At 60.0% G+C, this 19,759-nt stretch carries 25 protein-coding genes; 19 read left to right on the forward strand and 6 right to left on the reverse strand.

Annotated features, from left to right (window positions below; translation table 11 throughout):
* The first annotated feature begins 83 nt into the window (after window positions 1-83).
* The 5 genes from A6U86_RS31875 (at window position 84) to A6U86_RS31895 (ending at window position 4,252) form a co-directional block, all read left to right on the forward strand.
* Complete coding sequence (locus A6U86_RS31875; RefSeq protein WP_068400324.1) at window positions 84-791, forward strand: HAD family hydrolase; 708 nt, start codon at window positions 84-86, stop codon at window positions 789-791.
* A gap of 103 nt (window positions 792-894) precedes the next feature.
* A complete protein-coding gene (locus A6U86_RS31880; RefSeq protein WP_068400328.1) occupies window positions 895-1,482 on the forward strand; it encodes a 5-formyltetrahydrofolate cyclo-ligase in 588 nt (195 codons plus the stop codon).
* Window positions 1,483-1,485: 3 nt separating this feature from the next.
* Complete coding sequence (locus tag A6U86_RS31885; protein WP_034476099.1) at window positions 1,486-2,310, forward strand: TIGR00282 family metallophosphoesterase; 825 nt, start codon at window positions 1,486-1,488, stop codon at window positions 2,308-2,310.
* A gap of 227 nt (window positions 2,311-2,537) precedes the next feature.
* The gene (locus A6U86_RS31890) at window positions 2,538-3,380 is read left to right on the forward strand and encodes an MBL fold metallo-hydrolase (protein WP_068400331.1); all 843 of its coding nucleotides are present in this window, start codon (window positions 2,538-2,540) and stop codon (window positions 3,378-3,380) included.
* Window positions 3,381-3,505: 125 nt separating this feature from the next.
* A complete protein-coding gene (locus A6U86_RS31895) occupies window positions 3,506-4,252 on the forward strand; it encodes a YebC/PmpR family DNA-binding transcriptional regulator (RefSeq protein ID WP_068400336.1) in 747 nt (248 codons plus the stop codon).
* Between the two features lie 59 nt (window positions 4,253-4,311).
* On the opposite strand, the gene A6U86_RS31900 is transcribed toward A6U86_RS31895, so the two are convergent.
* Window positions 4,312-5,115, reverse strand: a complete 804-nt coding sequence (locus A6U86_RS31900) for an anti-sigma factor (RefSeq protein ID WP_068400339.1) — start codon at window positions 5,113-5,115, stop codon at window positions 4,312-4,314.
* Window positions 5,112-5,900 (reverse strand): sigma-70 family RNA polymerase sigma factor, encoded by a 789-nt coding sequence (locus A6U86_RS31905; RefSeq protein ID WP_234906239.1) that lies wholly within the window; start codon window positions 5,898-5,900, stop codon window positions 5,112-5,114. The genes A6U86_RS31900 and A6U86_RS31905 overlap by 4 nt, the downstream gene beginning before the upstream one ends.
* Before the next feature lie 333 nt (window positions 5,901-6,233).
* Here A6U86_RS31905 and A6U86_RS31910 point away from each other — a divergent pair, with 333 nt between their 5' ends.
* From A6U86_RS31910 to A6U86_RS31920, 3 genes are all read left to right on the forward strand, one after another.
* On the forward strand, window positions 6,234-7,208 hold the full coding sequence (locus tag A6U86_RS31910; RefSeq protein ID WP_068400341.1) for an MBL fold metallo-hydrolase: 975 nt from the start codon (window positions 6,234-6,236) through the stop codon (window positions 7,206-7,208).
* A 25-nt stretch (window positions 7,209-7,233) separates the two neighbouring features.
* Window positions 7,234-7,695, forward strand: coding sequence for a tetratricopeptide repeat protein (locus A6U86_RS31915; RefSeq protein WP_068400344.1), 462 nt, complete (start codon window positions 7,234-7,236; stop codon window positions 7,693-7,695).
* 106 nt (window positions 7,696-7,801) lie between these two features.
* Window positions 7,802-8,239 (forward strand): DoxX family protein, encoded by a 438-nt coding sequence (locus A6U86_RS31920; protein WP_068400347.1) that lies wholly within the window; start codon window positions 7,802-7,804, stop codon window positions 8,237-8,239.
* Between the two features lie 64 nt (window positions 8,240-8,303).
* Here A6U86_RS31920 and A6U86_RS31925 read toward each other — a convergent pair whose 3' ends face one another.
* Window positions 8,304-9,302 (reverse strand): LLM class flavin-dependent oxidoreductase, encoded by a 999-nt coding sequence (locus tag A6U86_RS31925; protein ID WP_068400349.1) that lies wholly within the window; start codon window positions 9,300-9,302, stop codon window positions 8,304-8,306.
* 191 nt (window positions 9,303-9,493) lie between these two features.
* Here A6U86_RS31925 and ruvC point away from each other — a divergent pair, with 191 nt between their 5' ends.
* The 8 genes from ruvC (at window position 9,494) to A6U86_RS31965 (ending at window position 14,551) form a co-directional block, all read left to right on the forward strand.
* Entirely contained in the window at window positions 9,494-10,006 is a 513-nt protein-coding gene (gene ruvC, locus A6U86_RS31930) for a crossover junction endodeoxyribonuclease RuvC (protein WP_068400352.1), read from the forward strand.
* Window positions 10,007-10,067: 61 nt separating this feature from the next.
* Window positions 10,068-10,319, forward strand: a complete 252-nt coding sequence (locus tag A6U86_RS31935; RefSeq protein ID WP_007701353.1) for an AbrB/MazE/SpoVT family DNA-binding domain-containing protein — start codon at window positions 10,068-10,070, stop codon at window positions 10,317-10,319.
* A 2-nt stretch (window positions 10,320-10,321) separates the two neighbouring features.
* Window positions 10,322-10,735, forward strand: a complete 414-nt coding sequence (locus tag A6U86_RS31940; protein WP_068400354.1) for a type II toxin-antitoxin system VapC family toxin — start codon at window positions 10,322-10,324, stop codon at window positions 10,733-10,735.
* 12 nt (window positions 10,736-10,747) lie between these two features.
* The gene (ruvA, locus tag A6U86_RS31945) at window positions 10,748-11,362 is read left to right on the forward strand and encodes a Holliday junction branch migration protein RuvA (RefSeq protein ID WP_068400357.1); all 615 of its coding nucleotides are present in this window, start codon (window positions 10,748-10,750) and stop codon (window positions 11,360-11,362) included.
* Between the two features lie 154 nt (window positions 11,363-11,516).
* A complete protein-coding gene (gene ruvB / locus A6U86_RS31950; protein WP_068400359.1) occupies window positions 11,517-12,557 on the forward strand; it encodes a Holliday junction branch migration DNA helicase RuvB in 1,041 nt (346 codons plus the stop codon).
* Window positions 12,558-13,460: a metallophosphoesterase gene (locus A6U86_RS31955; RefSeq protein WP_068400362.1), complete on the forward strand. Its 903-nt coding sequence runs from the start codon at window positions 12,558-12,560 to the stop codon at window positions 13,458-13,460.
* A gap of 5 nt (window positions 13,461-13,465) precedes the next feature.
* Window positions 13,466-13,975, forward strand: a complete 510-nt coding sequence (locus A6U86_RS31960; protein WP_198929119.1) for an NUDIX hydrolase — start codon at window positions 13,466-13,468, stop codon at window positions 13,973-13,975.
* Between the two features lie 12 nt (window positions 13,976-13,987).
* Window positions 13,988-14,551 (forward strand): DinB family protein, encoded by a 564-nt coding sequence (locus A6U86_RS31965; RefSeq protein WP_068400364.1) that lies wholly within the window; start codon window positions 13,988-13,990, stop codon window positions 14,549-14,551.
* Here the strand turns inward: A6U86_RS31965 and A6U86_RS31970 are convergent.
* Genes A6U86_RS31970 through A6U86_RS31980 form a run of 3 tightly spaced genes read right to left on the reverse strand, consistent with a single transcriptional unit; the run spans window position 14,520 to window position 17,532 of the window.
* A complete protein-coding gene (locus A6U86_RS31970; RefSeq protein ID WP_068400367.1) occupies window positions 14,520-15,452 on the reverse strand; it encodes an NAD(P)-dependent oxidoreductase in 933 nt (310 codons plus the stop codon). The genes A6U86_RS31965 and A6U86_RS31970 overlap by 32 nt on opposite strands.
* Entirely contained in the window at window positions 15,449-16,297 is an 849-nt protein-coding gene (locus tag A6U86_RS31975) for a glycosyltransferase (protein ID WP_068400550.1), read from the reverse strand. Before A6U86_RS31975 ends, A6U86_RS31970 begins: the two co-directional genes overlap by 4 nt.
* 14 nt (window positions 16,298-16,311) lie before the next feature.
* The gene (locus A6U86_RS31980) at window positions 16,312-17,532 is read right to left on the reverse strand and encodes an NAD-dependent epimerase/dehydratase family protein (protein ID WP_068400370.1); all 1,221 of its coding nucleotides are present in this window, start codon (window positions 17,530-17,532) and stop codon (window positions 16,312-16,314) included.
* Window positions 17,533-17,669: 137 nt separating this feature from the next.
* Here A6U86_RS31980 and ybgC point away from each other — a divergent pair, with 137 nt between their 5' ends.
* The 3 genes from ybgC (at window position 17,670) to tolR (ending at window position 19,754) form a co-directional block, all read left to right on the forward strand.
* Complete coding sequence (gene ybgC, locus A6U86_RS31985) at window positions 17,670-18,125, forward strand: tol-pal system-associated acyl-CoA thioesterase (RefSeq protein ID WP_068400553.1); 456 nt, start codon at window positions 17,670-17,672, stop codon at window positions 18,123-18,125.
* 417 nt (window positions 18,126-18,542) lie between these two features.
* Window positions 18,543-19,265 (forward strand): protein TolQ, encoded by a 723-nt coding sequence (gene tolQ / locus A6U86_RS31990; RefSeq protein WP_068400373.1) that lies wholly within the window; start codon window positions 18,543-18,545, stop codon window positions 19,263-19,265.
* Window positions 19,266-19,292: 27 nt separating this feature from the next.
* A complete protein-coding gene (gene tolR / locus A6U86_RS31995) occupies window positions 19,293-19,754 on the forward strand; it encodes a protein TolR (protein WP_068400376.1) in 462 nt (153 codons plus the stop codon).
* Window positions 19,755-19,759: the final 5 nt, after the last annotated feature.

A 19,759-nucleotide genomic window follows, 5' to 3' on the forward strand; every position in this document is an offset into this window, starting at 1 on the left:
TATTCCGTGCCCGCCGCCCAGCAATCATTTGCTTCTTGCCGCGGCTGCCATTAGTCCGGAAAGACATCTATCGCGAATGGCACATGCCAGCGGCCATTCATTCTCACCTCCAGAAAGGTTCAGCTTTGTCTTCCGCCTTCACCAAGACCTATTCCGGCTTCCTGTTCGATATGGATGGCACGATCATCAACTCGATCGCGGCGGCCGAACGCGTCTGGGGCAATTGGGCTCGCAGCAAGGGTCTGAACGTCGAAGAATTCATGCCGACCATGCATGGCAAGCGTGGTGTCGATACGATCGGTCAGCTGAACTTGCCTGGCGTTGATCCGGTTGCCGAGTCGATTGGTATCATGGAGGCGGAGATTGCAGACCTCGCGGGCGTGGTCGCTCTTCCGGGTGCCGCCGATTTCCTGGCGTCACTGCCGCCGGAGCGGTGGGCGATCGTGACGTCCTCCCCGTACCGTCTGGCGATGGCACGACTTGACGCCGCCGGCATCCCGGTGCCGCGTTTCATCGTGACCGCAGAGGACGTCAAGGTCGGCAAGCCCGATCCGCAGGGCTATATCCTCGGAGCGGAACGTCTCGGGCTGCGCACCTCCGATTGCCTGGTGTTCGAGGATGTCCTGGCTGGCATCAAGGCGGGCGAGGCGGCTGGCGCCGACGTGATGGTCATTACCGCCACGCATTCGCATCCAGTCGAAACCACTCACTCGAGCCTGCCGAACTATGAGAATGTCCGCGTGCACATAGAAGGCGATGGCAGGATGTCGATCTTGCACAACGGCGGCTGATGCTCGCCCGCGCTATGCCATCGCCACATGTCGTTTTCATGCTTTGCAATGGGCTGCCGGCTCATTATGTTTTCGTGATATTGTCTAAAATCGCGAAGATGAGATGACCCCCAAAGAACTGAAAGCCCAGTATCGAAACGAGCGTCTGGCGGCGCGCGATGCCATTCCGGCCGATGAACGCATCTCAAAGGGGCTGGCCATGGCCGCCCATGGCGGCGACGCGATCGATGTCCGGCCGGGCACGATCGTTTCCGGCTTTCTGCCGATCCGCTCGGAGGTGGATATCCAGCCATTGATGGCAAGGCTTGGTGAACGTGGTGCGCGGCTCTGCGTGCCCGTCATCCTCGACCGCAGTACGATCGTCTTTCGCGAATTCGTGCCGGGTGTACCACTGGTTCCTGTCGGGTTCGGGACGTTAGGACCGGGGCCTGATGCGGCTGTCCTCGATCCGGAGGTGATGCTGGTGCCGCTTTCGGCTTTCGACAAAACCGGCCACCGCATCGGCTATGGCGCCGGCCATTATGACCGCGCCATCGACCGTCTGCATCAAAAAGGCTTGAATCCGCGCCTCATCGGCATTGCATTCGATTGCCAAGAAGTGCCATCAGTACCGGCTGAGCCGCATGATGTCCGCCTTGACGCGATTTTGACCGAGAGCGGACTTAATTTCGTTTCGGAAGCGATTGGATAGCGAATGCGGCTGCTTTTTCTGGGTGACATGGTCGGCAAGACCGGGCGGGTTGCGGTGTGGGACCGCTTGCCGGGTCTCGTGTCTGATCTGAAACTCGATTTCGTCATCGTCAATGGCGAGAATGCCGCCGGCGGTTTCGGCATCACCGAGGATATCTTTCTGGAGACGATCAACGCCGGTGCCGATGTGGTGACGACGGGCAATCACGTCTGGGACCAGAAGGAGGCCGTTACCTTCTGCGAGCGCCATGACCAATTCCTGCGTCCCGCCAATTATCCGGCCGGCACGCCGGGTCGTGGCTCGGGCATCTACTATGCGCGCAACGGTGCCCGCGTGCTCGTCGCCAACATCATGGGCCGCGTCTTCATGCATCCCGAGCTGGACGATCCTTTCAAATCAGCCGAAGCCATTCTTGCCGCATGCCCGCTGAAAGAACAGGCGGACGCCATCATTTTCGATTTTCATGCCGAAGCGACTAGCGAGAAGCAATGCTTCGGCCATTTCGTCGATGGCCGCGCCAGCTTCGTCGTCGGCACCCATACGCATGTGCCGACCGCCGATGCGCAGATCCTGAACGGCGGCACCGCCTATATGTCGGATGCCGGCATGTGCGGTGACTATGATTCCTCGCTTGGCATGGAGAAGGAGGAACCGCTCAACCGGTTCATCTCGAAGATGCCGAAGGGCCGCTTCGAAGCGGCATCTGGACCCGCGACCATCTGCGGCGTCGGCGTGGAGATATCGGATGCGACGGGACTTGCCGAGAAGATCGCGCCGTTGAGGCTCGGACCAAGGCTGGCGGAAACCATTCCCGAATTCTGGCGCTAGCGCCTTTTCGCTTTTCTTCGAATCGCGAAAATGCTCTATCTCCTTGTTTTTACGCATTTCCGGACGGAAAACCGCTGTGCACTTTTCCTGGAAATGCTCTAAACGCTGCACGATAATTCATCACCGCAATCCAATGACGCGATTGTGAGCAACCGCGTCTGATTGTCGCTGGACCTGTTTCGGGTCATGTCGCATCCTTTCGCCATTATCGGGCTTGAGGGGATGGCATGATGCCGCGGTTTCCTGTCTTTGCCGTGTTCTTCCTATCGATCATATTCGGCTGGGGCACGGCTGACGCCCAGCAAAAGCCTTCTCGCCCGCAGCCCAGCCAATGCCAGGCGATTGCCCAATCCTTGCCAAAGGCGACCTTCGCCAGCTTCTCGGGGCCGGCGGCAACGCCTGCCAGCGATACCGTCAATGACGACGTGAAAATTACCTTCCTCGGCCATGCGACGCTATTCATCGAAACACCAGGCGGCGTTTCGATCGCCACGGACTTCAGCGGCGCCTATCCACCGCCCTACACGCCCGAAGTCGTCACCATGAACAAGGCGCATCCGAGCCACTACACGCTGACGCCCGACCCGGCGATCAAATATGTATTGCACGGCTGGAACGACACGCCCGGTGAGCCGGCCAAGATCCACCTGACCGTAGGCGATACGCTGATCCGCAACGTGGTGACCGATATCCGCACCTGGGGTGGCGGCGTCGAGCCCAACGGCAATTCGATCTTCATCTTCGAAGTGGCGGGGCTTTGCATCGGCCATCTCGGGCACCTGCATTTCGAACTGACCGATCAGCAATATGCCGAGATTGGGCGCCTTGACGTCGTGATGGTGCCGGTCGATGGCGGCCTGACCATGGGAGCCGACAGTATGAGCCGGGTGGTCAAGCGGCTGCGCTCGTCGCTCATCCTGCCCATGCATCGCTGGGGACCGCCTGTCGATCAATTCCTGGCTTTGTTCGGCCCTGATTTCGATGTTGGCTACGCGCCGACGTCAAGCGTCACGGTTTCGTTGAAGACCCTGCCGCGCAAGCCGCTGATCTATGTGCTGAAGGGCATCTGATCATCGGCACCGCAGCAACGCTTTGTGAGCGCTGGCCGTCCTCAATCCGGCTTTTTGCTTGAATCAAGGCCGCTTCGCTCTTATAACGCCGCCCATTCCCAACAAAAGACGTGAACAGGGGTGCCATGGCTGGCCATTCACAGTTTAAAAACATCATGCACCGCAAGGGTCGTCAGGACTCGGTGCGTTCGAAAATGTTCTCGAAGCTGGCGCGTGAAATCACCGTCGCCGCCAAGGCGGGTCTGCCCGACCCGACCATGAATGCGAGCCTGCGCCTGGCGATACAGAACGCCAAGGCCCAGTCGATGCCGAAGGACAATATTGACCGCGCCATCAAGAAGGCCTCCGGCAATGACGGCGAAAACTACGATGCAGTTCGCTACGAGGGCTACGGCCCCGGCGGCACGGCGATCATCGTCGAGGCGCTGACTGACAATCGCAACCGCACAGCCTCGAACGTCCGTTCGATCTTCACCAAGGCAGGCGGTGCGTTGGGCGAAACCGGTTCGGTTTCCTTCTCCTTCGACCATGTCGGCGAGATTACCTACAAGCCGACCGTCGGCGATGCCGACAAGGTTATGGAAGCGGCGATCGAAGCCGGCGCCGACGACGTCGAGAGCGACGAAGAAGGCCACACCATTATCTGCGGTTTCGAAGCGATGAACGAGGTTGCCAAGGCGCTCGAAGCGACGCTCGGCGAAGCCGAAACCGTCAAGGCGATCTGGCGCGCGCAGAATAATGTGCCGGTCGATGAAGAAAAGGCGCAATCGCTGATGAAGCTCATCGATAGCCTTGAAGACGACGACGATGTGCAGAATGTCTATTCGAACTTCGAAGTTTCCGAAGAGGTGATGGCCAAGCTGTCAGCCTGATCGGCGTGATTGATTGAAGGAAGCCGGCCGCAGCGATGCGGCCGGCTTTTTTGTTTGCCTCAGGGTGTGGTGGCGCGTGAGAAGTCGTCGCGGAAGGCCGTGAGATCCGGTGCACTGACATCCGAGACCGCCCAGAATACCAGCCCATCCGCATACCATTCGGCGAAATTGTAACCGTCCTTCTCCGCCGTGTTGCGATTGGCTGATGTCCCCGGCCAGATGAAGAGATTGATGACATGGCCATGCCGGCGGTAGATCAGCGCCGCGACGACCCGGCCGTTCAGATAGTCCACCCTGCCGCCGACAAGGGGAAAGCCCTGTGTCGCCAGATCGACCACCGGCGGGGAGAAATCGATCTTGCCGTTGAACCATGGTTTGACGGTGTGCTGGTCGGAGGTCAGCACATCCGTCAGGTGATCGGCGAGCATCGAGCGCACATGGCTCGCCAGAAGCTGATCCTCGATCGTCTGGCTCTGCTGCGGCACGTTCAAGACCAGCATCAGGCTCGCTGCCAGTACGGCGAGGGAGGGTATGAAGCTCCATTGCCGGACGAATTGCCAGAAGCGATGCCATGGGCTCTCCGTGCTGGTCGCCGCCGTCATAGCGCGCGCCATCATCGCCTGCTCTAGCGCCAGCGCAGTCTGGACGCGTGCGTGGACAGCATCCGGCGTCTGCCATTTCACGCCGTCGCGGCCGGCAAGGCGCTTCACCATGAGAGCCTCTTCCATCTCCTGGGCGCAGTCTGCGCAGGTCGCAAGATGCGCCTCGAAGCGCGCGGCGTTGCTGGCATCGAGTTCACCATCGATGAAACCGTGCAGAAGGTCGCTCCACTCGCCGTGATCATTGATTTGCCCTTCGCTCATCGCGCCGCCCCTTTCTCATCGAGGCTGCGCCAGGCCTCGCCGAAATCGCGGCGGGCGCGGGCGAGGCGCGACATGACGGTGCCGATCGGGGCATCGATGATCTCGGCGATCTCCTTGTAGGAGAGGTCTTCGAGTTCCCGCAGCACCAGGACTTCGCGCATGGCGTCGGGCAGCATGTTGATGACCTCACGTACCCGCAGCGTTTCCGTCTTGCGGACAAGGGCCATCTCAGGTGTGTCTTCTTCGGAAACCGCCTCCGGCGACGGTGTGTCTTCCGATAAGTCATCGCCGCTAGTCATCGGCTGTTCGTGACGGTTTTTGCGCCGCCCCTCCTGCAGCCAGGCGTGATAGCAGTTGCGGACAATGGTGAAGGTCCAGGCGCGGGCATCACCATCGCGAAAGCCGCCAAAGCCGCGATAGGCGCGCAGGAACGCCTCCTGCACGATATCCTGCGCGGCATCGGCATCCCGGCTGAGGAAACGTGCAAAATTATAGGCGGCATCCAGATGTGGAATGATGGTGCGCTGGAAATGGCGCATGGTCTCGTCGGCGGATGAGATCGTACGCGCATGCGGTTTGGCGGTGTCGCCCAGCCCGGTTGCCGTCATGAGATTGGGACAAGCGGGTGTCGCTCTTCCGCGCTCGCTCTCTCCCGCAAGGAGGGCTGCCAATCGAGCGGCAAACTGCTGCAGGCTGTGTATCGCGCTCGTTCGCAGCCAGTTCAAGGTCACTGTATGAAGTTGACGGTCGAATGAAATAGAGCTGATCATCTGGGCGTCTGTCATCATGGTCCCCGCGAAACGCCGATGCCGACTTTAAGCCTCGGTTCCGGCGCTTGCAATGTTGCCTAAGAACCTAGATCGCGCTCGCATGGGTTTTATTCCCCTGGGCAGGAAAAAAATCTAAGGCGATGCATCCAGTCGACCAGCATCGGACGGATTGCGATTTGACCCCTCAGCCAACGATCAAAATAATCGTTTACTTTCAAATGCTTGAACGAATTCTTCTTGTCGGAGGGAATAAGCCCCGGCGGCCTTCGATCTTCTTCCTCAGCGAGGACGGCAACCTGCAGCGTCCTTCGCCTGGCTGAAAGGCCATCACCCTGAGGAGATATTGCGATGTTGGACATGACCCGCCGTGCCGTGCTCGGAACGGCCGCCGCCGCGGCAGCCTTCGGACTGTCGTCGAAGCTCGAATTCATTCCCCAAGCCTTTGCCGCGACGCCGCTGGAGCCGGCCGTCGGCTTCTACAAGTATAAGGTCGGTTCGGTCGAAATCACCGCGATCTATGACGGTATCTGGCGCAAGCCGCACGACCCGGCCTTCATCAAGAACGCTTCCGTCGACGACACCAAGGAGGCTCTTTCCAAGGCTGGTCTCACGACCGACTTCATGCCCATTCCGCTGACCGTCGTTGTTCTCGATATTGGCGGTCGCAAGATCATGATGGATGCAGGCTCCGGTGTCGGGCAATGGCAGACCAATGCCACGCATCTGCCGGCCAACATGGCCGCTGCCGGCATCGACTACCGGAAGATCGATACGATCATGATCTCGCATTTCCATCCGGACCATGTCTGGGGCCTGATGGAAAAGGGAACGAACGCACCTGTCTTCCCGAATGCCGAGCTGATCGTCAACGCCAACGAATACAATTGGTGGACCGATCCCAGCCGTGTCGACAAGCTGGCGGAGGGCCGCAAGGAAGCCGGCCGGCGCATCGCGTCCGTCTTTCCGAAATGGAAGAACTGGAAGCTGGTCGATGACGGTGCCGAGGTCGTGCCGGGCGTGCGCATCATGGCGGCATACGGTCACACACCTGGCCATTCGGTCTTCCATATCGATGGCGGCAGCGAACAGCTGCTTGTTTCGGCCGACATCATGTACGTGCCGGCGCTGCTAGCACCTCATCCCGAATGGGAAGGCAGCTACGACCAGGACGGCCCGATGGCTGTCGCCACCCGCCGCAGGCTGATCGACCGTGTCATCGCCGACAAGATCAGGATCTGCGGCTCGCATTTTCCATTCCCGGGCTCCGGCACCTTCGTCAAGGACGGCAATACCTACGGATTCACCCCCACCATCCAGGCCTGAACGGCCAAACAGAGGAGCTAAAACCATGTTGAAACATGCTCTTATCGGGATTGCCGGCCTGTGCGCCGTCGCCATCCTTCCAGCCGCCACGGCGGGCGTCGCCTTTGCCGTCGACAATATGGAATCCACCGACGCGCCTGACCTGACCTCGGTGCGCGCCAAGATCGATGCGAAGGATTATGCCGGCGCGCTTGCCGAGCTTCGCGACATCGCCGAGGAGCATCAGCAGGCCGATGTCTACAATCTGATGGGCTTCACCCTGCGCAAGACCGGGGATTTCCGGACGTCGCTCACCTACTACACCAAGGCGCTGGAGCTGCAGCCCGATCACAAGGGTGCGCATGAATATCTCGGCGAACTCTATGTCGAGACCGGCGACATGCCGAAGGCACGCGAGCAGCTTGCCACGCTTACCAAGCTTTGCCCGGCTGGCTGCGAGGAACTTGAGGATCTGACCAAGGCTATCGCCGCCAAGGGGACCAAGTAGAACTCGGCATCATCCGACCCGGCGGCATTTTCATTCGTCCAATTGTGGAGATGCCGCCGAGGCCGGGTCGCGAACCCGTTGGGTTTCGGAGTGAAGGAGAGAATCCATGGAATTCGAAGAGGAAAGTGCAACCCTCGTCAATCTGACTGACATAGGGCTGCTGTTCGGTCGCATGCTGTTGTCGCTGCTCTTCCTGCAGGAGGGTATCGAACTGCTCAGCCATTTCGACAATGCACTGGATGCCATGGCCAAGCTCGGCGTTGCTGCCCCGGTTGCGACTGCGACCATCGTGCTGCAAATTGCCGGTGGACTTGCCATCGCCACCGGGTTGATGACCCGGTTGGCGGCTCTCGGGCTCTGCCTGTTCTGCGTGCTGACCGCACTGCTGTTTCACACAAACTTCGCCAGCCACAATGAATTCCTGCACTTTGAAAAGGACCTGGCGATATCAGGCGGAATGCTCGTGCTGATCGTCGCCGGGGCTGGCAGGTTGTCTCTGGATACGGTCATCCAGCGTTATTGGAAGATGAATCTCGCATCCTGATCGACTCATTGCACCCGATGAGCCACCCACAAGAGGTTGGCTCATCGGTGTTTTTCTCGGAAGCTTAGGAGACCTTCTTGAAGCTCGGAAGCGTCGCGAACAGCTCCACCGATTTCAGGCGTGCCTCGATGTCGTGGATAGGCATCGAAATGATGACCTCGTCGGCCTCGGTATCCCTGATGAATTGCGAGAGCTTCTTCTCCGCCGTCGCAGGAGAGCCGACCACCGCGTAGCGGAGCGTGTTTTCCACATTCAGCTTTTCCATCGGCGTCCAGAAATCGTCCATGTCCTTGCGCGGGCGAGGGAAGGGGCCACGCACATTGCGGCGCAGATTGACGAATTGCTGTTGCGCGGAGGTGAAATGATATTGCGCTTCCTCGTCCGTATCCGCCGTCGAGCCCATGACGCCGACCATGACATAGGGCTTGTCGAGGGTCGCCGAAGGCGTGAAGCGGTCGCGGTAGATGGCGACGGCATCCAACAGAGATTCGGGCGCGAAGTGCGAGGCGAAGGCATAGGGGAGGCCAAGCATGGCGGCGAGGTGGGCGCTGTAGAGGCTGGAGCCGAGCAACCAGATTGGCACGTTGGCGCCATGGCCGGGGACGGCGAGGATGATCTGGTTCTCGTCGGCGGCGCTGAAGAGATGCTGCAGCTCGACGATGTCGTTGGGGAAGGTTTGCGCGCCGGCATCCATGTTGCGGCGCAGAGCCTGCGCCGTGCGCATATCGGTGCCCGGCGCCCGGCCGAGGCCGAGATCGACGCGGCCGGGGAACAGGGCTTCCAGCGTGCCGAACTGCTCGGCGATCACAAGCGGCGAGTGGTTGGGCAGCATGACGCCACCCGAACCGATGCGGATGCGCGAGGTTGCCGCGCCGACATGGCCGATGACGACAGCGGTCGCGGCGCTGGCGACACCCGGCATGCCGTGATGCTCGGCGAGCCAGAACCTGTTGTAGCCCAGCTCCTCCGCCTTCTGCGCCATGCGCTTCGAACTGTCGAAGGACTGGCGAATGGTGCTGCCTTCGGCAACGGGCGAAAGATCGAGGATGGAAAAGGGAACCATGGCAAGAAACCTGCGTGGTGGAAGGGAGGGTTGCCTCCACATGTAGGAGCGCCGCCTTCGCATTCCAAACCCTGCCGCCGCAATTTCGTCACGATGTTTTAAGCGCGGTCCCTGCTGTGGCAATCTGTGGCTTGTTTTTGTTTTGTTCACATTTTGCTGGCACATGTCAGGCCTGAAAGATAGGTTGACCCATGCAGAATACGATTCGCATCATCGGCATCGATCCGGGCCTGCGCCGCACTGGCTGGGGCGTCATCGATACGCTTGGCAACTCCCTGCGCTTCGTGGCGTCGGGAACCGTGACTTCGGACGGCGATATGGATCTCGCCTCCCGCCTTTGCCAGCTTCACGACGGGCTTGCCGAGATCGTCCATAGCTACAAGCCGGATGAGGCGGCCGTCGAGCAGACATTCGTCAACAAGGATGCTGTTGCGACGCTGAAGCTCGGGCAGGCGCGCGGCGTCGTCATGCTCGTGCCGGCGCGCGCTGGTCTTCCGGTCTCCGAATATGCGCCGAACGCGGTGAAGAAAGCCGTCATCGGCGTCGGGCATGGCGAGAAGCAGCAGATCCACATGATGCTGAAGATCCTGATGCCCAAGGTCGAATTCAAGGGCAACGACGCGGCCGATGCTCTCGCCATCGCCATTTGTCACGCCCATAATCGCGGCGCCAACCGGCTGCGGCAGGCGGCATTGGCGGGGTAGTATGTTCTTGACATGTTCTTGTGGTAATGATAATTCTTACCGCGAGATCCGGAGAGCGAAAATGCGCGTGACATCCAAAGGACAGGTAACTATCCCCCGCGACCTGCGCGAGTTGGCCGGCATAGAGCTCAACAGCGAAGTCATATTTTCCGTCGAGGATGGAAAGCTCGTTGTTTCGCCCAAGAACGGCAAGCGCGAAATCGAGGATCGGCAGCGGCTTGATCGGTTCATGGCCACCCTCAAGCGCCTTGAAGGTACTGGTGATCAGGATATCGACGCCGAAGCGCTGATGTCTTTGACACGTGACCGGTAATCATGGTCACCATCGTAGACACCAACGTGTTGGTGGACTTGGCCATGCCCGGTTCAGCCTGGCATAGTTGGTCGAATGGGCAGGTTTTTTCCGCTTTCAAGCGTGGCCCTGTTGTTATCAATCCCATCATCTATGCGGAGTTTTCGGTGCGCTATAGCAGCATGGACCGTGTGGATGAGCTGCTGCCGGAAAGTGAATTTCGCCGCGAAAACCTACCCTGGGCCGCTGCCTTTGCCGCTGCCGCAGCCTTCAAGATCTATCGCCAGAGCGGTGGTGGACGTGAGCGTATTCTTCCCGACTTTCTGATTGGCGCACATGCCGCCATTCGCGGTTACTCGATATTGACGCGGGATTCCAAAGGCTATCGATCTTATTTCCCGACCGTTGATCTCATCTCCCCCGAAACCCATCCCTGACGGACGAAATTCATGATCGGCAAGCTGAAAGGCACAATCGAAGAGATCGGCGAGGACCATGTGCTCGTGGACGTGCATGGCGTCTGCTATGTCGCCTATTGTTCGGCTCGCACGCTGTCGAAGCTCGGTTCCGCCGGTGAGGCCTGCATTCTCTTCATCGAGACCTATGTCCGTGAAGACCAGATCCGGCTCTTCGGTTTCACCACGGCGCTGGAACGCGAATGGTTCAACATCCTCCAGACCGTGCAGGGCGTCGGCGCGAAGGTGGCCCTGGCGCTGCTGTCGACCCTGACGCCAGCCGAGCTTGCCAATGCGATCGCGCTGCAGGATCGCGCCGCGGTTTCGCGGGCGCCGGGCGTCGGCCCTAAGGTTGCGGTGCGCATCATGACCGAGCTGAAGAACAAGGCGCCGGCCTTTGCCGGCGAGGCGGCGAATATCGGTCTGAAACAGGAACTGGGCGAAGGGGTAGCCGCAGCACCCGTTGCCGACGCGGTTTCGGCACTGACCAATCTCGGCTATTCGCGCGATCAGGCGGCCAATGCCGTTGCGGCAGCGATGAAACTGGCCGGCGAGGGTGCTGACAGCGCCAAGCTGATCCGGTTCGGCCTCAAGGAACTGGCGCGGTAAGGCTTTGCACCTTCCGCATTCCTTACTATTGTCTCAAAGTCGAGGGATCGACTTGCGACGCTCTTTCGTGAGGGATTATTTTGAAAGCGGCAGATATTGAGGCCGTTTTCAGCGAAAGAGACGCGAAACGCATACCGGGAATGGAACTTCTGACATGAGTGAAGCCGCACGCCTGATATCGCCGGAAAAGCGGGGCGAAGATATCGATGCGACGCTCAGGCCGCAGTCGCTGGACGAATTCACCGGCCAAGCGGAGGCGCGTGCCAACCTGAAGGTGTTCATCGAAGCGGCCAAGGGGCGCGGCGAGGCGCTGGATCATGTGCTGTTCGTTGGTCCTCCCGGCCTCGGCAAGACCACGCTGGCGCAGATCATGGCGAAAGAGCTTGGCGTCAATTTCCGCTCCACCTCCGGCCCGGTCATCGCCAAGGCCGGCGATCTTGCGGCACTGCTCACCAATCTCGAGGAGCGCGACGTGCTCTTCATCGACGAAATTCATCGCCTCAACCCGGCGGTCGAGGAAATCCTCTATCCCGCCATGGAGGATTTCCAGCTCGATCTGATTATCGGCGAAGGTCCGGCCGCGCGCTCGGTGAAGATCGATCTTGCCAAGTTCACGCTGGTTGCCGCCACGACGCGCCTCGGGCTGCTGACGACGCCTTTGCGGGATCGTTTTGGCATTCCGGTTCGGTTGAGCTTCTACACTGTTGAAGAGCTTGAATTGATCGTCCGGCGTGGCGCCAGGCTGATGGGCCTCCCCATGACCGACGAGGGCGCGCGCGAGATAGCGCGGCGCGCCCGCGGGACGCCGCGTATCGCTGGCCGACTGCTGCGTCGCGTGCGCGATTTCGCCGAAGTCGCCAAGGTCGAGGCGGTGACGCAGCAGATTGCCGATGAGGCTCTGACGCGGCTTCTTGTCGACAATGTCGGCTTCGATCAGCTCGACAAGCGCTACCTCAACATGATCGCCGTCAATTTCGGCGGCGGGCCTGTGGGCATTGAAACCATTGCAGCCGGCCTCTCCGAGCCGCGTGATGCGATCGAGGACATCATCGAGCCCTACATGATCCAGCAGGGCTTCATTCAGCGCACGCCGCGCGGTCGTGTCTTGACCGCGATTGCCTGGAAACATCTCGACATGCAGCCGCCGAAGGATATGGAGGCCGCGCAGTTCCGGTTGTTCCAGGGGGAAGAATGAATGCTCGGCCGTCGTGCCTTTCTGAAGCTTTTCGGCGGCAGCGTATTCGGTTTTCTGGCACTCGGGGGATATGCGCTCGGATATGAGCCTGTCGTTCGCCTGAGTGTCACTCGCTATGCCCTGACCCCGCCGCGATGGACGCCGGGTCTGAAGCTCAGGATCGTGGCGCTTGCCGATTTTCATGCCTGCGAGCCGTGGATGGGGCCTGAGCGCATCGCCTCGATCTGCGCCCGCGCCAATGAACTTGGCGGCGACATCATCCTTCTGCTCGGCGACTATACGTCGGGAACCGATCTCATTACCGCCCGAGTCGATCATCGCGTTTGGGCGGCAGAGCTTGCAAAGCTGAAGGCGCCATTGGGCGTCCACGCCATCATTGGCAACCACGACTGGTGGCATGATGCGGCGGCCCAGAGGAGTGGTCACGGTCCGACTTTCAGCCATCGGGCCCTGGCAGGAGCTGGTATCGAGGTCTATTCCAATCGCTCGGCGCGGCTGGAGAAAGACGGGCAGGGCTTCTGGATTGCCGGCGTCGAGGATCAGCTGGCCTTGCGCCGCAGCATGCGCTGGAAGCGACCTTTTACGAAGGGGCTCGATGATCTCGGCGGCACCTTGGCGCAGGTTACGGATGACGCGCCCGTCATCCTTCTTGCGCACGAGCCAGATATTTTCCCGAGCGTTCCCCAGCGGGTATCGTTGACCCTGTCCGGCCATACGCATGGCGGTCAGGTGAGGGTCTTCGGCTGGTCGCCCTATTCACCGTCGCGCTATGGCGACAGATATGTCTACGGGCATATTGTCGAGGAGGAACGCCATATCATCGTTTCCGGCGGCCTCGGCTGCTCCATCGCGCCGGTTCGCTTCGGGGTGCCTCCGGAAATCGTCGTTGTTGATGTGGGATGAAAATCGTGCCGAAACGCAAGCTTATCAGATTGAACGCCGGCAGCATTCGCTTTCAGATGCGGGTGGCGGGCCTCGGTTTTCGCGAAGGGCATGTGCTTGTCCATAGGGCCGTGCATGAGACATTCTGGACCTTTCCCGGCGGCCGCGCGGAGATTGGCGAGACCTCCGAGGAAACGCTGCGGCGTGAAATGGTCGAGGAACTGGGTGTCGACGTGACGGTCGGGCGCCTTCTCTGGTCGGTGGAGAATTTCTTTCACTATGAGCAGCGCGACTGGCACGAGTTCGGTCTCTATTACCTGATGGAGATCCCCGTCAGCTTTCCATTCGACCACCAGGAAATCGTCCATCGCATTCAGGACGGAGACAACGAGCTGGAATTCAAATGGGTACGGGCGACCCGGGAGGCGCTGGCTGCACTGGATATCCCGCCCTATTTCATTGCCGAGGAAATCGAGAACCTGCCGCTGACGCCGCGTCACCTCGTCTGGCGGGATGGCGATCTCGACAAGGCTTAGGGAGGAAGTTCGATGTCCGGTTTCGATCCTATTCGCAGCTTTCGCAAGCTCGCCTACAACAATGCCTTGGCGAATGTTCGCCTGCATAGTGCCTGTGCAGCACTGCAGCCCGGTGAATTCGAAGCGAAGCGGGTCAGCTTCTTTCCGTCGATCAAGTGGACCCTCAATCACATCCTGACGGTAGACTGGTTCTACGTCGATGCGCTGGAAGGCGGCACATTGGGCCTGAAGGCGTTCGATATCGAGGAGCCGTTTGAAAGGCTTGAGGAGCTATCCCTGCAGCAGGCGGAGGTCGATCGCCGGCTCGTAGCCTTTTGCGAGAGCCTGACGCCGGAGACGGCAATGCAGATCGTCGATATCGAGCGCAGCGGCCGTATCCAGCGGGAGCGGGCCGACGATGTGCTGAACCATCTGTTCCAGCACCAGACGCATCATCGCGGTCAGGTGCATGCGATGCTGTCCGGAACCAGCGTACCGCCGCCGCAGCTCGACGAATTCATCGTCGCTGACGATGCACGGTTCAGGGGCGGGGAGTTGGCCAAGCTCAGCTGGGACGAGACGAAGCTGATGCGCTGAGATCGGCATGGCGAGGTGGCATTGTCTTTGCCAGCGTCTCGATCGTTTGCTGAAGCAACGGCTTTCCGCCACTTTGCCATCCCAATGCGCGGATCTTCGTCGTGTTCATCACGCCGCCTGTGCGTTCGGCTGCCGGAGCGGGGAGGGGATGAGGACAGTGCGTCGCTCGTTGCAGGTACCCGAGGATTTCATAGGTGTCGGTTGATACATCCGAGAGGTTGAAAGCCTCGCCGTCGATGCGGCCAGCCTCTGTCTCCAACAGCAGACGCACGGCTCGGCCAAGGTCCCGGCCATGAACTTCTGTTCCGGCACGCGAAGGGACTTTCTTGCCGCTCAGATAGTCATCGAAGAGATCTTCCCACTTGTTCGGGCGGAGGTCGCCATAGACGCCCGTCGCCCTCAGGCTTGCGGTTACAAAGCCGGGGGCGGAGAGGGAGAACAGGGCATGCTCGGCATCGCGCTTCACTTCACCGTAAAGTGTATTCGGCATCGGCTCGGTCGCCTCGGTCAATTCCCCATCAACCAGCTGATCGCCATAGACGGCGCGGGACGACAGGAAGACGCAGCGGCGGATGCCGGCCTTTCTCGCCGTTTCGAACAGCTTGACGGTGCCGTCCAGATTGAGCCGACGAAATTCCTCGGGGTCATCTCCTTCGCCACCGCGATATTTGCCCGGCACATGGCTGAAGGCTGCGTGGATGAAGAAATAGGCCTCATCGAAGGCATGGCTCTGGTCTTCGACGGGATCCAGGCTGAGCGGCACGAAAGAAAAGTCTCGCGAAAAGAGGCCCGGCTGCGGTGGGTTGCGCCCGCCGACGGCGACCCTGTAACCGGCGGCCAGCAGCTCCTCGGCAATGTATCGGCCGACAAGACCTGTTCCGCCGGATATGAGGACCTTCATGCCGCCTCTTTGGGATTTGCGAGCGTCGCGATATCGGGCACATCGAGCCCATTATGGAAGCAATGCCACAAGTCGATAAGCGGTCTCAGCTGCTCGGCCTTCGGATGGTTTTCTTCCCAGGGCTTTTCATATTGGTAATGCAGGATCGACACGCTCTGCCAGTTCCAGAGGGCAGGCATGGTGAACCATACATATTGCAGCATGTTCATGAATACAGGCAGGCCGTGCCAATCGGGGAAGAAGGTCTCAAGGAAAGTCTGGTCGGTGCGTCGCCAGAAAACATCGGGGCGGTCGAGCCGATGCAACATGTCCTGAAAGGTCGAAAGCGAGGGCTTGGCGACGAAGACGCCGGAATTCAGCCGGTGAAAATCCGCGACGCTTTCATAGACATTCGGCGCGGCTGAAAATTCCGGATAGTCGAACAGCCTGTCGACATTCTTCAGCACGAGCGCATCCGCATCGATGAAGACGCAGGTGTCGTATTCGATGAGCTGCCAGAGCCGCAGCTTGCAGAAATTATCGAGTGGCGTGTGAAAGGAAGGCTTGCGACCCTTCGTAAAGGGCGCGGCGGAATGAAGATTGCCGCGCGCATGCCGTTCGTTGAAGGCATCCGACAGGGACAGGTGTTCGACCTCGACCAGCCGGCAGTCGAGCGCGATGAGCGGAGCGAGATCGCCTTCGTGGACGGCTGCCGTATGTAGAACGACGATATCGGCCTTGGTGGCGGTCCGAGTGATCGAACGCGCCAGCGCCAGTGCGCCCATGGCATAGTCGGCATTCGTGACGAGGGTCACGAATGCCTGGCCGGAGCGTGGACGGGTGCGCGGGCGCAACCCCTGCAGCATTTCGCTTCCCGGCATCATGAGACGGACTTCAATCTCTTGCCTTCGGGATCGTGATTGACGGTCGCCGCGAGATCCTTCGTCCATGCCGAGACGGCGGGCACACGCGAGCGGTCGACGCGATAGGCATATTTCTTGGCGACATCGACGATTTCACTCAGCAGGCCGGTCTCAAGCGTGATCGGCGCCAGCCCGAGGCCGAGGAACTTGTCGTTCTTGACGATCAGCTCGTTCTCGGGTGCTTCCTTGCGCGGATTGGGCAGGCGGACGATTTCGGCACCGCTGATCCTGGCGATCATCTCGGCGAGGTCGCGGACGCGATGCGTCTCCGTCATCTGGTTGAAGATCTCGACGCGGGCGTTGCGCTGCGGCGGGTTCTTCAACGCAAGCTCGATGCAGCGCACCGAATCCTGGATATGGATGAACGCGCGGGTCTGGCCGCCGGTGCCGTGCACGGTCAGCGGATAGCCGATCGCCGCCTGGATCAGGAAGCGGTTGAGCACGGTGCCGTAGTCGCCGTCATAGTCGAAGCGGTTGATCAATTGTTCGTGACGGCGCGTCTGTTCCGTGTGCGTGCCCCAGACGATGCCCTGATGCAGGTCGGTGATCCTGAGGCCGTCGTTCTTGGCGTAGAACTGGAAGAGCAGCTGATCGAGGCACTTCGTCATGTGGTAGATGGAGCCGGGGTTGGCCGGATAGAGTATCTCCTGGCTGACGGTGCGGCCATCGGCCGTCTCGATGCCGACAGGCAGATAGCCTTCGGGAATGGCCGCGCCGACGGTGGAATAGCCATAGACGCCCATGGTGCCGAGATGCACGAGATGCGTGTCGAGGTTGAGCTCCACGAGCGCATTCAGCAGGTTATGCGTGGCATTGACGTTGTTGTTGACCGTGTAGTTCTTGTGGCGATCGCTCTTCATCGAATAGGGCGCGGCGCGCTGCTCGGCGAAATGCACGATCGCATCCGGGCGATGCTCGGCCAGCCACTTCTTCAAAAGCTCATAGTCCTTGGCGAGATCGATGAGGTTGAAATGGATGCGGCGGCCGGTTTCGGCGTGCCAGATGCGGGTGCGTTCCTGGATCGAGTCCATCGGCGTCAGCGACTGGACGCCCAGTTCGGTATCGATCCATCGGCGGGAGAGATTATCGAGGATATGGACCTCATGACCGGCGTCGGAGAGATGGAGCGAGGTTGGCCAACCGATGAATCCGTCACCACCCATTACCGCTATTTTCATGAGATTTTTTCCTTCTGCGCCGATCCGCTGCCCGGCACCATCCCGGATAGTCGGACTCTATGACAATTGTTCAAAGCTTGCTTGATGGCAGAACTTCGGCCAAAGAGATGCCGGACATACAAGGAGATGCGGCAACGATGAACAGCCCCTTTCTGATAGCTGGGGAACTGGAAGCCGGAAGCCACCGGCTGGTGCAGCGAGTCTATTACGAGGATACGGATTTTTCCGGCCTCGTCTATCACGCGCGCTATCTGCATTTCCTCGAGCGCGGCCGCACGGACTATCTTCGCTGTCTCGGAGTGGAACAGCGCGAGCTGCTGAATGCCGATGAAGAAGGACTGGTCTTCGTGGTTCATCGCATGGAGATCGACTTCAAGGGGCCGGCCCGCATGGACGACGTGCTGACGATCAGCACGGTCACCGAGAAGGCCGGCGGCGCCAAGATGGTGCTCTCCCAGGAAATACGCCGGGGCGATAGTTTGCTGATCGCCGCCAAGGTCATCATCGCCGTCATCAATGCCAAGGGACGGCCGCGGCGCTTGCCGGAGAAGCTGGCCGCACAGATGCTCGCAGCATCGGAATCCGCCGGCTAGCAAGGGCTTTCAGCTTTTGGTGCGGCAGGCAGCGATATGCAAAGATATTGCGATTGCTAAGAGTCGCCTTGCAAAAACTTGAGTTTTGTGTGAAGGAATTCGCCGCGCAAGATCTGCCTGCGTTTGCCGCCGGTTTCGTCCGGTCATTTCTTCCCAGGAGCTAGAATAGCCTTCGCCGCCGTTAAATTCTTCATGTTTCGACGCTAACATTCTTTTAACCATAATAGTGTCTTACTGGTTAAGGCGGAGTTTGTGCGGTGCACGCCTTCCTTTGACCAAATTTGACGGCAAGAAGGCAGTTGTAAGCTTGGAAGGCTTGACCAGGGCGTTCAGCGGCGGCTGCCAAACATTTCTTGTGAGATCACTTTTAGCCGCCCGGTCTAGCGCCGGGCGTTTGGATTCGGGGATTTTGGATCAATGGAACAAGTAGCATTGGCAGCGGCCACCACACCGGACATCACCCTCTGGTCGCTATTCATGCAGGCGGGCTTGGTGGTCAAGCTCGTCATGATCGGCCTTCTGGCCGCATCCGTATGGACGTGGGCAATCGTCATCGACAAGTATCTGAGCTACGCGCGAGCGCGCCGCCAGTTCGATCACTTCGAGCAGGTGTTCTGGTCCGGCCAGTCGCTCGAAGAGCTCTACCGCACGCTTTCGGAGCGTAACAATACCGGCCTCAGCGCCATCTTCGTCGCCGCGATGCGGGAATGGAAGAAGTCGTTCGAGCGCGGTGCGCGTTCGCCGATCGGCCTGCAGATGCGTATCGATCGCGCCATGGACGTCACGCTCGCGCGTGAATCCGAGCATCTGATGGCGCGCCTCGGATCGCTCGCGACCATCGGCTCGGCCGGCCCGTTCATCGGTCTCTTCGGTACCGTCGTCGGTATCATGACCTCGTTCCAGGCTATCGCCGGTTCGAAATCGACCAATCTTGCGGTTGTCGCGCCCGGTATCGCCGAAGCGCTGCTGGCGACCGCCATCGGTCTGGTCGCGGCTATTCCCGCGGTTATCGCCTACAACAAGTTTTCTGGCGATGCCGGCAAGCTCTCGGCACGCATGGAAGGTTTTGCGGATGAATTCTCCGCCATTCTTTCGCGCCAGATCGATGAGAAGCTGCAGCCTCGCCAGGCGGCTCAGTAAGTAGCGGACAGAACCGGAGTAATACACATGGCAATGTCTGTTGGAGGCAAGGGTGGCGGCGGTGGCCGCCGGGGTGGTCGTCGTGGCGGAGGCCGAGGCGGCCCGATTTCCGAAATCAACGTGACGCCGCTGGTCGACGTCATGCTCGTGCTGCTGATCATCTTCATGGTTGCGGCGCCGATGATGACATCGGGTGTGCCGATCGATCTGCCGCAGACGCAGGCAGGCGCGCTCAACGCCCAGACCCAGCCCATCACCATCTCGATCAAGGCCGATGGCCAGGTGTTCATCGGGGAATCGCAAATCCAGACCACCGAAATTGCCGACAAGCTGAAGGCGATCGCGACCACTGGTTACAGCGAACGCATCTTCGTGCGTGGCGACGGCAAGGCGCCTTACGGCGTCATCGCCGACGTCATGTCGCGCATCCAGGAGGCTGGTTACAAGAATATCGGCCTGGTCACGCAGCAGCAGACAACGGATCACTGACGGAT

The sequence above is a fragment of the Rhizobium sp. AC27/96 genome (assembly GCF_001692325.1).
Taxonomy (GTDB): Bacteria; Pseudomonadota; Alphaproteobacteria; order Rhizobiales; family Rhizobiaceae; genus Rhizobium.